Raw genomic sequence first — 13954 nt, forward strand, 5'->3', positions numbered from 1 at the left:
TGCTTGAGCTGCCGTCCTACGATGCCCTAGGTGTCGGACCCGCAGCCAGCCGTCGAGTGGATCCAGCGGTGTCGCTACCTAATCCAGCGCCCAGACCCATCCACCATCTCGCCACTACCGAGCCAGGCTGCGGATGGGGAAACGGAGTTCAGGCTGGGCGAACGTAGGAAAGTCGGCGCCCCCCACCCCCATTCTCACGCGACGGCTAGCGCAAGATAATCCGTGTATACTTCTGCGCCGCCTCCCGCATAGAATAGGGCGGGCCGCGCCGCGTTGAGCGGCGCGCCCGTGCGCAGACGCTCAATCAGATCCGGGTTGGCCAGCGCCATGACGCTTAGCGCTTCCATGTCGGCGCGCCCTGCCGCCACATCCGCGCCGACCTGCTCGCGCGGGCGGCCTGGGCGATTGAGGATGATCGGCCCGCGATACAGGACCCGCACGTCCGCCAGTATGTCATCGCGCCCGGCATTGAGGACGTGGAGATTGCAAGCCCGAGCGGATCAAGTTCGACGGCAAGGTAGTGGTACAGCTCGTCATTGTCGCGGCCCTCGACGATGCCGCCGGTCGCGAGCCCGGGCGATAGGCGAAGCGCCGTCCGCTCCGGGCCGATCGCGTCGGCAACGGCGCGGACCACCTCCAGCGCGAAGCGCGCAGTTCTCCATCGACCCGCCGGCCGCGACGAGGTTGGCGAATGCCTCAGGCGCGGCGGTCGGCATCATGCGTTGCCCGCCCTCACACATCGGCGTGGCGAGCGCGCGCTTCCGTCAGACGCCGCCGCGACGCGTGCCGCCTGCCCCGCCGTCTGATCCCCGATGGAAAAAGAGTCAGCGTCTACCGGGTTTTTCAACAGCCACGATCGATTTTGATCCGCGCCCATGTGAGAACGTCTAGCAGGCGCGGAGCGTGTATCAAAACACATTCTCGATTGCGGTTGGTCGTGTTAGGCACGTGAGATGAGTTTTGAGAAGGTGCCATGCTGATCGGCTATGCGCGGGTGTCGACCCCCGAACAGGATCTGACGCCGCAACTCGACGCACTACGCGAAGCGGGGTGTGAGCGGACCTTCAGCGACAAGGCGAGCGGTGCGAAGGCGAACCGGATCGGCTTGGCCGATGCCCTGTCACACGCTCGCGCCGGCGACGTGCTGGTGGTCTGGAAGCTCGACCGGCTCGGCCGGACGATGAAAGGCCTGGTCGATCTTGCGGCCGAGCTGGCGGAGCGGGGTATCGGCTTCCGCTCGCTGACGGACGGGATCGATACCGCCGGCACCGCCGGCAAGCTCGTCTTCCACATCATGGCGGCCATGGCGGAAATGGAGCGGGACCTGAACCGCGAGCGCACGACGGCCGCACTGATGGTGGCGAAGCGCGAGGGCAGGGTAGGCGGCCGCAAGACAGTGATGACGCCCAAGCGGCTCGAGGCCGCCCGCAAGCTCCTGGCCTCCGGAATGCCGATGCGCGAGATCGCGCCGGCGATCGGCGTCTCGGTCCCGACACTCTACCGCCACCTTCCCGCGCCGGAATAAGAGGCGATCAGCGCGGAAGGGGTATAGCACCGACCGGATCAGTCGGCGTCGAACGCGGTTAGAATGGGGCAGGGGCCTTCCGAGCCCGACCCACATTCATGAGCAAGCCGCTGGAGTGATGCGCGCACGCGCTTCAGCTCCTGGATCTTCGCATCCAGCGCCGCGATCCGCTCGTTGGCAAGCTGGCGTGCCCGAGCGCGATCGTCGGTCGCGTCCAGCGCCACCAGTTCTCCGATCTGCTCCAACGTGAAGCCAGCGGCCTGCGCCGATCGGATGAACCGGAGCCGGCGAACATCGTCTGCTGTGTAGCGGCGAATACCGCCATTCGAGCCCGATCCTTCAGGCCTCTCCGGCGTCTCGAGCAACCCTCTGCGCTGATAATAGCGGACCGTTTCTACACCGACGCCGCCCTCGCGCGCGAGCCCCGCAATTGTCACGTCGGCCATGCCTTGACTCCGTACCATAGTACGGCCCCTATATAGGTGTCGCGAACATGGTGGAGAAGAACATGGCGACCGCGGCGCCCAAGAAGGCAACGATCTACCGCATGGTGATGCCGACGCACACCTGCCCCTACGGCTTGAAGGCAAAGGACCTGCTGCACCGACGCGGCTACGAGGTCGAGGACCATTGGCTGACGACGCGCGAGGAAACCGACGCATTCAAAGCCGAGCACGGGGTCAAAACGACACCCCAGACCTTCATCGGTGGCGAGCGGGTAGGCGGCTACGACGATCTGCGCCGGTTTTTCGGCAAGACCGTGGCCGACCCCAAGGCGGTGACCTACCGGCCGGTCGCGGTTGTGTTCGCGATGACGGCATTAATGGCGCTGGCGGCCAGCTATGCCGTGCTCGGCACACCCTTCACGGTACGCGCCGGTGAGTGGTTCATCGCCTTCTCCATGTGTGTGCTGGCGCTGTTGAAGCTCCAGAACGTCGAGAAGTTCGCGACCATGTTCCTCAACTACGACTTGCTCGCGAAGCGCTGGGTGCCATACTCCTATATCTACCCCTACGCGGAAGGCGCGGCGGGCGTGCTGATGGCGGCCGGCGTATTGACCTGGTTGTCGGTGCCGATCGCGCTGGTGATCGGGACGATCGGGGCGGTCTCGGTCGTCAAGGCCGTGTATGTCGACAAGCGCGAGCTGAAATGCGCGTGCGTGGGCGGTGACAGCAATGTGCCGCTGGGCTTCCTGTCGCTCACCGAGAACGTGATGATGGTCGCCATGGCGATCTGGATGGTGCTGGGCGTCGCGCACTGATCTGGTGCAGCGTCCCGGCGCAGCCTAGAAGGGCCGCATGAGCTTCGGCCGCCTCGCCCGCACACTCGCGCTGCTCCTGCTGGGCGCGATGCTGTTCGTGCGGATGGGCCCAATGTGCGAGGCCATCGCGCAGGCTGCTCCGCCTGCGGAGGCGCATGCCGGAATGGCCGATTGCGATCGAGCGCCGCCCACGCCCGTGAAAAAGGCCCCTTCGGTGGACTGCGTAGGAGCCTGCATCGCGACGGTCCTCGACGTTCACACGTCTCCCGCGCCGCAGCTCGCCGTGCGGACGAACCTGCCCGCACCCGAGCCTCATGCCCTTGTTGGTCGCTCGGGCGGTCCTGCGCCGCCACCTCCTCGAACCGCCTGATCGACGTGGATTCCAATCAATCAGTGCATTCGAGGAAAATTACACATGAAGACCATCAAGTTCATCGGCGCGGCCATCGCGCTCGCTCTCGTTCCCGCCACGGCCTTTGCCGCCGCTGACTGCTGCGCCGGGAAGGAGTGCTGCAAGGATGGCGCCGACTGCTGCAAGGACAAGGACGGCGCGAAGAAGGATTGTTGCGCCGACATGAAGGACATGAAGCACGGCGAGCACGCCGGTCACGACATGTCGGGCATGCAGAAGAAGTAAGCGGAGAGGGAGGCGTTCGCGCCTCCCTTTTTCAATGGCGGGCGAACACTCTGCGGCCGCTCAGCCCAAACGCGATCACGTCATAGGCCTGGGCCTTCATGCCCGGCATTTCCATGCCGGGTGAGCCCATCGGCATTCCGACGACAGCGAGGCCGGTGACGCCCTTCGGATGCGTGGCAAGGGCGCGCTTCATGTCGGCGATCGGGACGTGGCCCTCGAAGGTCATACCGTCGATGATGGCAGTGTGACACGAGGCGAGGTCCTGAGGTACACCGCGTGCCTTCATGAACGCCGGCCGGTTCGCATCGTCGACGACGCGGACGGCGCGGCCGAACTGCGCCTTCACCTGCTGCGCCCATTTCTCGCAACAGGGGCAACCCGGGTCGCGATGCATCAGGACGGGACCTGCAGCGAGAGCCCCCGCAGGGGTAGCGCACGCCAGCGCGGCGGCGAGAAGGCGAAAGCGATCCATATCTGAGTTCCCGGGTGGCCATCCCCCCGCACGGTGACGGGGGGAGGGACGATAGTCGATTACTGGGCGCTCTTGCCATGCGCCCGCAGCCAGGCGTTCAACTCGCCGATCTCGCGGGTCTGCTCTGCGATCGTCTTGGTGGCCATCTGGCGAACCTTGGGATCCTTGGTTTCGCGCAGCACGATACGCGACATGGCGATGCCGCCACGGTGGTGCTCGACCATCTTGCGGACCCACGTCTCGGTGGCATCCGCACCCATCGCCGACATCATCTTCTGATGCATGTCCATCTCGGCCTGCGGGTACGGGTTCGCCGGCGTCGGCCGCATCATCTGCCCATGGTTCATGCCGGAATGGTCCATGCCCTGCATCTGGGCGACCGCGGGGACCGCGCCGAGGGCGGCCGCGACGGCCAAAATCATCATCTTCTTCATCGTGTCGCTCCTGCGTCAAAGCCCCCGCTCAACAGGGATACGGGCTTCAAACGATTAGCCCTCAAGCGATGTTGCTCAGCGGATCGGCTGAAGCGTGTTGATGCCGACGCTCTCGTCGGTTTCGGGGGGCGGGGGAGGCACCTGCTTGTCGCGATAGGAGGGGAGGTCGGGCGCATTATCGGGCGTCGGGTGCGCCTCGAGCCGAGCGATGTAGCGCTTCATCTGCGCGATCTCGCGGACCTGGGCGTCGATGATCCCGTCTGCGAGCTTGCGCACCTCGGGGTCTTTGATGTGCGCTCGCTCGCTGGTCATGATCGCGATCGAGTGATGCGGGATCATGGCCTTCATATACGCGACGTCGCCGACCGTCTCCTGGCTGCGGACAAGCCACAAGGCGCCGGCGAACACCACGATCGAGGCCGCCACGATGCCGAGATTGGCCTTCCGGTTGGGGTACATGCTCCACATGAAGCCGATCATGATGAGCGCCATCACGGCGCCCATAACGATCGCCATCCATGTCCTGGTCTGGCTGTATTCGACGTGGCTCAGCGCGTAAGTGTTGAGATACATGAGGCCGAACATCACGACCGTCGACGTCACGATCATCGCGGCGAAGCGCCCGTAGCTCATCCCCATAGCGCCGCCCTGTTTGGAATTGGGGTCGTGGTCCATGTCGCGCTCTCCTGTTCGGCCCCACCCACTGAAGGATACGCGGCTCTCTAGCGGACCCCTTGAGCTTTTCTGCGGCGTCGACGGGGCCAGCGCATGAAGAGCAGGATTGCCCCGGCGACGGCGAACACGAGTCCCCCCGCTGCGAAGGCGTTGAGCCACGGCGTGTTGAACCGTTCGTGCTCGGTCCAATCCATGATGTGGAGTCCCCAGAAGAAGTCGTAGAGCCGCCACGTGCCGGTTCGCACCGATGTCAGCCGGCCAGTCTCCGCCGCGACGTAGATGCGGGTTCCGTCGGTGTCGGGGAAGGAAGCACGCCAGGCGGGGAGGGCACCGCGGTACTCGGTGCTGGGGCGCTCGATCCGCTCGACGACGGGCGCCGAACCAGTTTCGCCGCGATACGCCTGCCTTGCGATCAGCGCTGCGGCCGGGCCGTCGACCGGGGGCAGCGGCTTTGCGGTGCGGGCGTCCAGCAAACGCACCTTGCCGTCGCCGAGCTGGGCTTCGACGATCGGCCGCCCCAGCAGCATCCGGTGCTGGAGCTGACGCACCGGCGCTCCGGCCGATGCGAGAAGGGCAGGGACGGGCGCGAAATCCTGAGTGGCGATCAGGGCCGGTTCGACGTTCCGGTCGATCCGGTGATCGCCATGCACGGTGTCGATCGGCAGCAGGCTCATGACGAGCCCGCTGGTGAACCAGACGATCGCCTGCGCCCCGATCAGGAGCGCAAGCCAGCGGTGAACCTTGCTTGCCCCGACATGGAGGCGGAGCCGCGGGCTCAGAACCAGGTCCTCACGCCCGCGACGAAGCTGAAGCCGCCCGTATTGTCACCGCGTGCGCGGGTGAAGCGCGCGGTGTCGCCGAACTGCCGCTCCCACGACACGCCGATGTAGGGCGCGAACTCGCGCCGGCCCTCGTAGCGAAGCCGAAGCCCGGCCTCGAGGTCCGTGAGCCCGGAGCCGGTGCCGGTTTCGGGCACGTCCTGCGCGGAGAAATTGGCCTCCACCCTAGGCTGGAGCACGAACCAGTTGGTGATGCGCTGGTCGTAATAGCCCTCCGCACGGCCAAGCACGTCGCCCTTGTCGGAGAGGAACAATGCGCCCTCCACCTCGAACCAACCGGGGGCCAGCCCCTCGATCCCTACCGTCGCGTAGGTGCGCGAGGGGTTGGGCTTGAAGTCGTAGCGAACGCCCGCCTGAAGGTTCCAGTATGGATCGAGCGCGCGGCTGTAGAGCGCCTGCACCTCGGCCTGTTCGAGCGGCTTGCCGAACGTGCCTTCGCCCTCGCTCTTTAGCGTAAAGCGATTGATGTCGCCCCCGATCCAGGCCTCGCCATCCCAGCGATAGCCGTCGCCACCCTTGCGAGCCTGATATTCGGCGAGATTGAAGAGGATCTGATAGACGGTCATTCCGCCATGCTCGCGGCGTAGATCGTTCTCGCGCGAGCTGGCCATGGCGTCCGCGCCCCAGAAACGATCGGCGAGGTGGTCCCCGGCCGGAGCGGGAGCGGGCTTGTTGCCGGGGGGAAGGTCGGTTCCGACCTTGGCAGCGGGCTGATCGCCGGGCATCGCCATGCCCGGCATCGTGCTCATGTCGTGGCCGGCATGCGGGTCCTGCCCCGCACCTGTCGATGCTGCCATGCCCGGCATAGCAGACATATCGTGACCGGCGTGCGGGTTCTGGGTGGGCGCAGCCTGCTGCTGACCGCTCATATCCATTCCCTGCATCCCGCTCATGTCATGCCCGGCATGAGGGTCGGCAGCCTGCGTCTTCGCCGGTTGCGCGCGCCGCGGCGCGGTGCATCGGACGGGAGCCTTACGCTTAGTCGCGGACTTGGCCGCGGCTTTCGCCTTCGGCTTGGCGGCCGGCTTTGCCGGCATCGTCATGCCCGGCATGTTGTGCATGGAATGGTCCATGGTCTGCCCGAATGCGGGTGTCGCAAGGCCGAGCGGCGCCATACCGGCGAGGAGGAGCGACCGGATCACGCCGCGGCCTCCCCGGCCTTGCGGACCTGGACAACGCGCATCATGCCCGCGTGCATGTGGTAGAGCATGTGGCAGTGGAAGGCCCAGTCGCCTTCCTCGCCGGTCACGTCCCAGCTCACCGTGCCTCCCGGCTGCACCAGCACCGTATGCTTTCGGGGGGCGTAGGCGCCCTTGCCGGTCACCAGGTCGAAGAAGTGGCCGTGGATGTGGATCGGATGTCCCATCATCGTGTCGTTGATGAGCGTCACCCGTACCCGCTCGCCGTGAAGCAGCGTGATCGGGTCGGGGTTCTCCGACAGCTTCTCGCCGTCGAAGCCCCACATATAGCGCTCCATGTTGCCGGTGAGGTGGAGCTTGATCTCCCGCTCCGGTGCGCGTGTGTCCGGGTTGCGGTCGAGCGCCATCAGGTCGCGATAGGTGAGAACGCGATGCCCGACATTCTCCAGCCCCTGCCCGGGATCGCCGGTCCGATCGACCGGCATCGGCGAGATGGTCTGCACGCCCGGTCCCTTTTTAACCTCGGGGGCATTGCTGAAATCGCGCATGGAATGGCTCATGCCGCCCATGTCCATCCCGCCCATCTGATCGCCGTTCATCGCCGGCATCGTGCCGGAGCCATGGTCCATACCGGCCATGGCGCCGCCCTGAGCCTGGCCGTGGTCCATGCCTGCCATGCCGCCTGCCGCGGTGCCGGCCGCGCCGTGGTTCATTTGGGAATGATCCATACCCGGCATTGCGCCGGTGCCCGCGCCATGCCCCATCGCAGCATGGTCCATGCCGGACATCGAACCCGCAGCGCCGCCCATGGCGCCATGATTCATGCCGCCGTGGTCCATCGTGCCATGATCCATGCCGCCCATGCCCATGTCCTTCATGGTCGCGAGCGGGCGCTTGCGGAGCGGGGGCACCTCGGCCGCCATGCCCTCGCGCGGAGCGAGCGTCGCGCGGGCCATGCCGGAGCGATCGATGCTCTCACCGACCAGCGTATAGGCGCGCAGGTCGGGCGGGGTGACGATCGCGTCATAGGTCTCGGCCGGGCCGAACTGGAACTCGTCGATCTCGACCGGGCGCACGTTCAAGCCGTCGGCCGCGACGATCGTCATCGGCAGGCCCGGAATGCGGACGTTGAAGGTGGTCATCGACGAGGCGTTGATGAAGCGCAGCCGCACCCGCTCGCCGGGGCGGAATAGCGCGGTCCAATTGTCCTTGGGGCCGTAGCCGTTGACCAGGTAGGTGTAGACCGAGCCCGTGACGTCGGCGACGTCGGCGGGGTCCATCCGCATCTTGCCCCACTCCAACCGCTCTTTCAGCGACTGATCCTTGCCGGCGAGAAGCCCGGCCAGGGTCTGGCGCTGGCGGTTGAAGTAGCCCGACTCCTTCTTCAACCGATCGAAGAGGTAGTGCGGGTGGTGGAAGCTGTGGTCGGACAGCACGATCACGTGCTCCCGGTCGAACTTCACCGGATCGGGATTCTTCGGATCGATCAGGATCGGGCCGTAGTGTCCCTCCTGCTCCTGAAGCCCGGAATGGCTGTGATACCAGTAGGTCCCGCTCTGGATGATCGGGAACTCGTAGGTGAAGGTCGAGCGCGCCGGAATGCCGGGGAAGGCGATCCCCGGCACCCCGTCCATCTGAAAGGGCAGCAGCAGCCCATGCCAGTGGATCGAGGTTTCCTCGTCGAGCTCGTTGACGACGTGGAGGCGGACGTTCTGTCCCTCGCGCAAGCGGATGAGCGGCGCGGGCACGGTGCCGTTGATGCCGATGGCGTGGCTCTGCCGCCCGTCGATCATCATCATCTGATGCGCGACCTTGAGCGTGATGTCCTCGCCCGACACCGTGGGCAACGGCTTGGCGATGCCGGCGGAGACGGGCTGTGCCCATGCCGGCATATAGGCCGACAAGGCGAGGCCGCCTCCTGCCAGACTGGCACCGCGCAGCACCTGGCGGCGGTCGAGAACGCGCGACATGCAAGCTCCTAAGAATGGGGCCGTGAAAGGGCCGTCGCTTCTTCTACGCGGCCGATCCGTCCAGCCCTCAGCGGTTCCCGAGTTTTTCGAGCAGCCGCGCCCGCGCGCGATACAGGCGGGTTTCGACCGCCTTCTGGCTGATCCCCAGCACCTCGGCCGTCTCGGCCTGGCTCAGGCCTTCGATCGTCCGAAGTACCAAAGGCTCCTTCAGGTTCGCGGGCAAGGTCGAGATGGCGCGGGTCACACGATCGAGTTCCTGCCGATCGCCGGCTGCGTCGTCGATCGGCACCTGTTCGTCGACGATGCTCTGGACCTGTTCGTCGTTCGGCAGCGCGAACGACAGAAACCGGCGCACGGCACGCTTACGCGCCCAATCGCGGCATTTGTTGACGGCGATGGTCGTTAGCCACGCCTGCATCGATCGGTTGGGGTCGTAGCGCGACAAGGCCTGATGCGCGGCCACAAACGCTTCCTGCGTCACGTCCAGCGCTTCGTCGGCATCGCCGAGGAAGGCGCGCGAAAGCCGGAACATCGGCTGCCGATAGCGTCGCACGATCTCGGCGAAAGCGGCTTGTCGGCCGGCGATGCTGAGCGTCGCCAGTTCGCCATCCGACAGCGCGGTCCAATCGAGGCTCACCCCTGGCCGTCGGTGAGCGCCTTCACCACCGCGTCATCGAATTGAGAGGTCTGATCGGGCCGGAGAAGCTGACGCATGGCGAAGATGTGCGCCAGCGTCGCCTTCTGCAGCTCGCCCATCGCGGCATGGCTCTGGTCGACCGCAGCGGCCACCCGCGGACCATTGCCGTGCTCGGCCTCGATCGCCTCGGCAAGGCGGGCATTGGCGGCACGCATCTCCAGCTCGAGGGCGCGGCGTTGCACCGCGAACCGGTCTTCGAGCACCTTCAATCGGGCCTGCTGGTCGCCATCGAGCGCGAGCTTGTGGTGCAGCACCTCGTGGAGCGCCGCACCGGGTTGCTTGGGCTGCGGCAGCAGCGCGCGCCCGATAAAGACACCACCAATCGCTGCCAGGAAGGCGAGCAAGGCGCACAGGACAACCCGCTTGGTCGAGGTCATGGCTCGCCGATCAGCAACGCGGAAGGAGCGAGGGGGGAGGCTCCGCCGAGCGGCGCGAGCGAGACAGCAGGGCTTGCCGTCGCGGGCAGCTCGGCACCGACGATCCCGATACCGAGCGCCGCGGCGGTTATCACACCGATCCCGAGCCCGGCCCCGCGCACGGCGGGGCGGCTGCCGATCCGTGCGAGGATCTGGTCCTCGATACCCTCCAACGCGGCCGGGGCGGGTGCGCCCGCTAGTCGCGCCAATGCTCTGTCTAGATCGTCCATGCTTTCCACTCCGCCCCTCTATCACCGGATACGCATCGCTGCCCATCATCCCTCAACAGCTGGTGAGGGGTCGGGCAGCGCGCCGCGTAGAAGGGTGCACGAACCTCGTCGGAGTACCTCATGCGTAGTCTCGCCCTTCCTGCCGCCCTCGCTCTCCTGAGCCTCGCCAGTGCGGCGCAGGCTCACCCGAAGCTCGTTGTGGCCTCACCCGCGCCCAACGCGACCGTTGCCAAGCCCGCGCGTGTCGCTTTGCAGTTCAGCGAGAAGCTGATGCCGAAATTCTCTGGCGCGGACCTGATGATGACGGGCCATGGCGGCGCCACGCACCCGCCGATGAAGGTTGCAGCCACCACCCAGGTTGCACCCGACGGTCGAACGCTGGTCGTGGTGCCCAAGTCGCCGCTCGGTGCGGGCCGCTACAGCGTCGCATGGCACGTCGTCTCGGCCGACACGCATCGGGTGTCCGGCAACTTCGCCTTCGCGGTGAAGTGAGGTGGACGCCGACTGGCCGCTGATCGGGGTCCGCTTCGCGCTTTATGCGACGTTGAGCGGGCTGTTCGGCCTGTCGGCGTTCAGCCTCTACGGGCTCAAGGCCGGGGAGCGCGCAGACGCACTCGCCTTGCGCCCCTGGCTGGTGGGGACCGGGCTGCTCGGCCTTCTGTTTTCCGGCATCGCGCTCGTCCTCCTCGCAGCGGCGATGGCAGGTGCGCCGGCGTGGCCGATCGATTGGGAAGCGATCGGGATGCTGCTTACCGGGTCCGCGACGGGCACGGCGTGGGAAGCGCGCATGGTCGCGCTGATCGTTGCCGTGATCGCCGCGCTGATCGCGGCGGGACGTACCGCGCCGCTCGGCCTGGTGGTGCTCGCGGCGGGCATTGCGCTCGCGACGCTCGCTTGGACGGGCCATGGCGCGATGGATGAGGGCGCGACGGGCTGGGTCCATCTATTGGCCGATATTCTGCACCTGTTGGCGGCCGGCGCCTGGGTCGGTGCACTGCTCGGGTTGACGCTGCTCGTGGTGCGGCCGGCAGCTCGCGTCGACGTCGCGCATCTCAGACTGACCCACCGGGCGCTGCACGGCTTCGGTATGGTCGGCACGATCGTTGTCGGCACGATCGTTGTGACGGGTCTGGTGAATGGCTGGCTGCTGGTCGGTGCCAGCAATCTGCCAAGACTTCCCACCTCCCTGTACGGCCAGCTCCTCCTCGCCAAGCTGGCGCTGTTCGGCGCGATGCTGGGGCTGGCCTCCCTCAATCGCTTTCGGCTGACGCCGGCGTTCGAGCGCTCAGTTGCCGCGCGCGATCATCGGGCTGCGCTCGGTGCTCTGCGGCGCAGCCTCGCGATCGAGGCGAGCTGTGCCGTCACGATCCTGGCGCTGGTTGCTTGGCTGGGGATGCTCGAGCCTCCCGCAACGGCGATGTAAGGAGCGGGCGGCCGATCGCCGCCCGCCCATCGCCGATCAGGCGGCCATCTTCTCGCATGCGTCGGCGCAGCGCTCGCACGCGGCGACACAGTCTTCCATGCCGTCGAGACCCCGGCAGCTCTCCGCGCAAGCTCGGCAGATCCGGGCGCAGATGCCGCAAACGAGCTTATGCTGGTCGGACCCGCGCGCCATAAAATCGAGCGAGGTGGCGCAAATCTGCGCGCAATCGAGCATGATCTTGATGTGGTCGGGCGCGGCGTGGGCCCCGCCCACCTCGAGGCAGTGTTGGGTGGTCATCGACAGGCAGGTGACATGGCAGTGGTGGCAGGCGTCCATGCAAGCCTGCATCTCGGCGCTCATATGATCGTGCATCGGTGATCTCCGCGTGAGCCCCCGCTCAAGGGGGAATACGCGCCTCGTCGCCTCGGCCCTCACCGGGAGTCCGATCGACCGATGCGCCGAACGGCGCATGTAACCCGTTCACTTTTCGTTCCTTCACGCGTTACAAGGGCGCGAAGGGAATCATATGCTGCCACTGATGCAGCCGGTCCCGCTCGCCGACGTGCCGCAGGGAACCGTTCTCCGCATCGTCGGCGCAGCAGGAGCCGGCTTTCCGAGCCCCGCCCAGGATTGGGAAGATGACGGGATAAGCCTGATCGAACTGCTCCGGCTCGATCGGGCGGCCAGTTTCGTGTTCCGGATCAGCGGCAGCAGCATGATCGAGGCCGGCATCCACGACAACGACGTGGTGGTCGTCGACCGCGATACCCGCCCCGTCGAGGGCCATATCGTGATCGCGATCGTCGATGGTGGCTTTGTCTGCCGCCAGCTCGTCCGGCGCTCCGGGGCCATGTTCCTGGAGGCGCGCAATAGCCGGCAATGCTATGAGGCGACCTCGGCCGAGGGTGTCGAAATCTGGGGTGTGGTGCGGACCGGCGTCCGCGACTACCGGCGCTAGCCGGTGTCGTGGGCAATCGTCGACGTCGCGAACTTCTACGTCAGCGCGGAGCGGCTGTTCGACCCCTCGCTGCGCGGCGTGCCGGTCATCGTGCTGTCCAACAACGACGGGTGCGCCGTTGCGCGGAGCGAGGAAGCCAAGGCGCTGCACGTCCGAATGGGCGAGCCCGTTTTCAAAATCCGGGATCGGATCAAGCGTCACGGCATCCAGCTGCGATCCAGCAATTATGAGCTGTATGCAGACCTCAACCGCCGCTTCAACGCGGTCATCGCCGATCATTCCGACCTGGTGGAGATCTACTCGATCGACGAGAGCTTCTTCCGCTTGCCGGCACTGGCGAACGGGCTCGGCGATGTGGGAACGGCCCATCGGGTTCGCGAGGACATCGCCCGATCGGTCGGCCTGCCGACGAGGATCGGGCTCGGCCCGACCCGCACGCTGTCCAAGGTGGCAAACGCCCTCGCCAAGGCGACCGAGAAGGTCTGGGGCGGCGTGGTCGACTTGCACGACCTCGAACTGCGCCGGCGGCTGTTCGAGCATTGGCCGGTGGGTGAGGTGTGGGGGATCGGGAGCGCACTCGAAGCGCGGCTTCGCCCCCTCGGCGTGAAAACCACGGCGGACCTGGCGGCGCTGCCGCCCGCGGTCGCGCGCGATATCGGAACGGTGGTGCTCGAACGCCTCGTGCGCGAACTGGGCGGGATCGAATGCGACGACTTCAAGGTTGCCCCCGAACCGCTCAAGGCGACGGCGGTTACGCGGCAGTTCGGGGAGCCTGTAACCGCGCTGCCCGAACTGCGCGAAGCCATGGCGCGACGCGCGGCGCGTGCGGCGGAGAAAATCCGTGCGCAAGGGTTGGCGGCGAGCCGCCTGATCGCCTTCGCGCATGGCTCCCGATACAAGCCGAACCCGCCCTCCGCGTCGCGATCGGCACGCCTGTCGCCTCCGACCAACGACCCCCGTGTTATCGTCGGCATCGCGGGAAAGATGATGGAGACGATGTTCCAGCCCGGCGGGGTTTACACCAAGTGCGGCGTCCTGCTCGAAGACCTGTCCCCGGAAGGGCAGGGGCAAGCGGACCTGTTCGCGACGGCTGACCCCAAGGCACCCGGGCTTCTCGCCGCAATGGACGGGTTGAACGCCCGTTACGGTCGCAACACAGTCATCCTTGCGGCGCAGGGCTGTGGGGGGCGATCGTTCGACACCAAGCGGTCGCAGAAGAGCCCGGCCTGGACGACGCGCATCGGGGAGATCCCGGTAGCTCGCTAGTCGGCGCGGACC

The 13954-nt window shown here is 66.5% G+C and carries 19 protein-coding genes; 7 read left to right on the forward strand and 12 right to left on the reverse strand.

Annotated elements, in window-relative coordinates; translation table 11 throughout:
- Nucleotides 1-194: 194 nt before the first annotated feature.
- Nucleotides 195-440 carry a hypothetical protein gene (locus ACQKJZ_RS03350; protein WP_427729983.1) on the reverse strand — a complete coding sequence of 82 codons (246 nt, stop codon included), beginning with the start codon at nucleotides 438-440 and terminating at the stop codon, nucleotides 195-197.
- Between the two features lie 533 nt (nucleotides 441-973).
- On the opposite strand from ACQKJZ_RS03350, the gene ACQKJZ_RS03355 reads away from it, so the two are divergent.
- Nucleotides 974-1525, forward strand: a complete 552-nt coding sequence (locus tag ACQKJZ_RS03355) for a recombinase family protein (RefSeq protein WP_114688837.1) — start codon at nucleotides 974-976, stop codon at nucleotides 1523-1525.
- 38 nt (nucleotides 1526-1563) lie between these two features.
- Here the strand turns inward: ACQKJZ_RS03355 and ACQKJZ_RS03360 are convergent, their stop codons facing one another.
- Entirely contained in the window at nucleotides 1564-1971 is a 408-nt protein-coding gene (locus tag ACQKJZ_RS03360; RefSeq protein WP_041043303.1) for a MerR family transcriptional regulator, read from the reverse strand.
- 62 nt (nucleotides 1972-2033) lie between these two features.
- Between ACQKJZ_RS03360 and ACQKJZ_RS03365 the strand changes: the two genes are divergently transcribed.
- Nucleotides 2034-2786 (forward strand): MauE/DoxX family redox-associated membrane protein, encoded by a 753-nt coding sequence (locus ACQKJZ_RS03365; RefSeq protein WP_114688884.1) that lies wholly within the window; start codon nucleotides 2034-2036, stop codon nucleotides 2784-2786.
- 415 nt (nucleotides 2787-3201) lie between these two features.
- The gene (locus ACQKJZ_RS03370) at nucleotides 3202-3423 is read left to right on the forward strand and encodes a hypothetical protein (protein ID WP_058733717.1); all 222 of its coding nucleotides are present in this window, start codon (nucleotides 3202-3204) and stop codon (nucleotides 3421-3423) included.
- A gap of 31 nt (nucleotides 3424-3454) precedes the next feature.
- Here the strand turns inward: ACQKJZ_RS03370 and ACQKJZ_RS03375 are convergent, their stop codons facing one another.
- The 9 genes from ACQKJZ_RS03375 to ACQKJZ_RS03415 form a co-directional block, all read right to left on the reverse strand.
- Nucleotides 3455-3895: a DUF411 domain-containing protein gene (locus tag ACQKJZ_RS03375; protein ID WP_246360703.1), complete on the reverse strand. Its 441-nt coding sequence runs from the start codon at nucleotides 3893-3895 to the stop codon at nucleotides 3455-3457.
- A gap of 59 nt (nucleotides 3896-3954) precedes the next feature.
- Nucleotides 3955-4329, reverse strand: a complete 375-nt coding sequence (locus tag ACQKJZ_RS03380) for a DUF305 domain-containing protein (RefSeq protein ID WP_066779343.1) — start codon at nucleotides 4327-4329, stop codon at nucleotides 3955-3957.
- 75 nt (nucleotides 4330-4404) lie between these two features.
- On the reverse strand, nucleotides 4405-5004 hold the full coding sequence (locus ACQKJZ_RS03385) for a DUF305 domain-containing protein (protein WP_197420567.1): 600 nt from the start codon (nucleotides 5002-5004) through the stop codon (nucleotides 4405-4407).
- A gap of 47 nt (nucleotides 5005-5051) precedes the next feature.
- Entirely contained in the window at nucleotides 5052-5789 is a 738-nt protein-coding gene (locus tag ACQKJZ_RS03390; protein WP_066779346.1) for a PepSY domain-containing protein, read from the reverse strand.
- Nucleotides 5780-6958: a copper resistance protein B gene (locus tag ACQKJZ_RS03395; protein WP_184116743.1), complete on the reverse strand. Its 1179-nt coding sequence runs from the start codon at nucleotides 6956-6958 to the stop codon at nucleotides 5780-5782. Before ACQKJZ_RS03395 ends, ACQKJZ_RS03390 begins: the two co-directional genes overlap by 10 nt.
- Before the next feature lie 23 nt (nucleotides 6959-6981).
- A complete protein-coding gene (locus ACQKJZ_RS03400; protein ID WP_066779353.1) occupies nucleotides 6982-8952 on the reverse strand; it encodes a copper resistance system multicopper oxidase in 1971 nt (656 codons plus the stop codon).
- A 67-nt stretch (nucleotides 8953-9019) separates the two neighbouring features.
- Nucleotides 9020-9589, reverse strand: coding sequence for an RNA polymerase sigma factor (locus tag ACQKJZ_RS03405; protein ID WP_041043254.1), 570 nt, complete (start codon nucleotides 9587-9589; stop codon nucleotides 9020-9022).
- Nucleotides 9586-10026, reverse strand: a complete 441-nt coding sequence (locus ACQKJZ_RS03410; RefSeq protein WP_041043253.1) for a periplasmic heavy metal sensor — start codon at nucleotides 10024-10026, stop codon at nucleotides 9586-9588. The genes ACQKJZ_RS03405 and ACQKJZ_RS03410 overlap by 4 nt, the downstream gene beginning before the upstream one ends.
- Nucleotides 10023-10295, reverse strand: coding sequence for a hypothetical protein (locus tag ACQKJZ_RS03415; RefSeq protein ID WP_093008121.1), 273 nt, complete (start codon nucleotides 10293-10295; stop codon nucleotides 10023-10025). Before ACQKJZ_RS03415 ends, ACQKJZ_RS03410 begins: the two co-directional genes overlap by 4 nt.
- Nucleotides 10296-10415: 120 nt before the next feature.
- Between ACQKJZ_RS03415 and copC the strand changes: the two genes are divergently transcribed.
- Both copC and copD read left to right on the forward strand, forming a co-directional pair.
- Nucleotides 10416-10787, forward strand: a complete 372-nt coding sequence (gene copC / locus ACQKJZ_RS03420) for a copper homeostasis periplasmic binding protein CopC (RefSeq protein ID WP_093008123.1) — start codon at nucleotides 10416-10418, stop codon at nucleotides 10785-10787.
- Nucleotide 10788: 1 nt separating this feature from the next.
- Nucleotides 10789-11718 (forward strand): copper homeostasis membrane protein CopD, encoded by a 930-nt coding sequence (gene copD / locus ACQKJZ_RS03425; protein ID WP_188660883.1) that lies wholly within the window; start codon nucleotides 10789-10791, stop codon nucleotides 11716-11718.
- Between the two features lie 36 nt (nucleotides 11719-11754).
- On the opposite strand, the gene ACQKJZ_RS03430 is transcribed toward copD, so the two are convergent.
- Nucleotides 11755-12090, reverse strand: a complete 336-nt coding sequence (locus ACQKJZ_RS03430) for a four-helix bundle copper-binding protein (protein ID WP_116462784.1) — start codon at nucleotides 12088-12090, stop codon at nucleotides 11755-11757.
- A 154-nt stretch (nucleotides 12091-12244) separates the two neighbouring features.
- Between ACQKJZ_RS03430 and ACQKJZ_RS03435 the strand changes: the two genes are divergently transcribed.
- Together ACQKJZ_RS03435 and ACQKJZ_RS03440 are read left to right on the forward strand one after the other, a co-directional pair.
- Nucleotides 12245-12676 carry a LexA family protein gene (locus ACQKJZ_RS03435; RefSeq protein WP_116462783.1) on the forward strand — a complete coding sequence of 144 codons (432 nt, stop codon included), beginning with the start codon at nucleotides 12245-12247 and terminating at the stop codon, nucleotides 12674-12676.
- A 3-nt stretch (nucleotides 12677-12679) separates the two neighbouring features.
- Nucleotides 12680-13942: a Y-family DNA polymerase gene (locus ACQKJZ_RS03440; protein WP_188660886.1), complete on the forward strand. Its 1263-nt coding sequence runs from the start codon at nucleotides 12680-12682 to the stop codon at nucleotides 13940-13942.
- Nucleotides 13943-13954 lie beyond the last annotated feature (12 nt).

It is taken from the genome of Sphingomonas sp. NPDC019816 (assembly GCF_050274375.1).
Lineage (GTDB): Bacteria > Pseudomonadota > Alphaproteobacteria > Sphingomonadales > Sphingomonadaceae > Sphingomonas.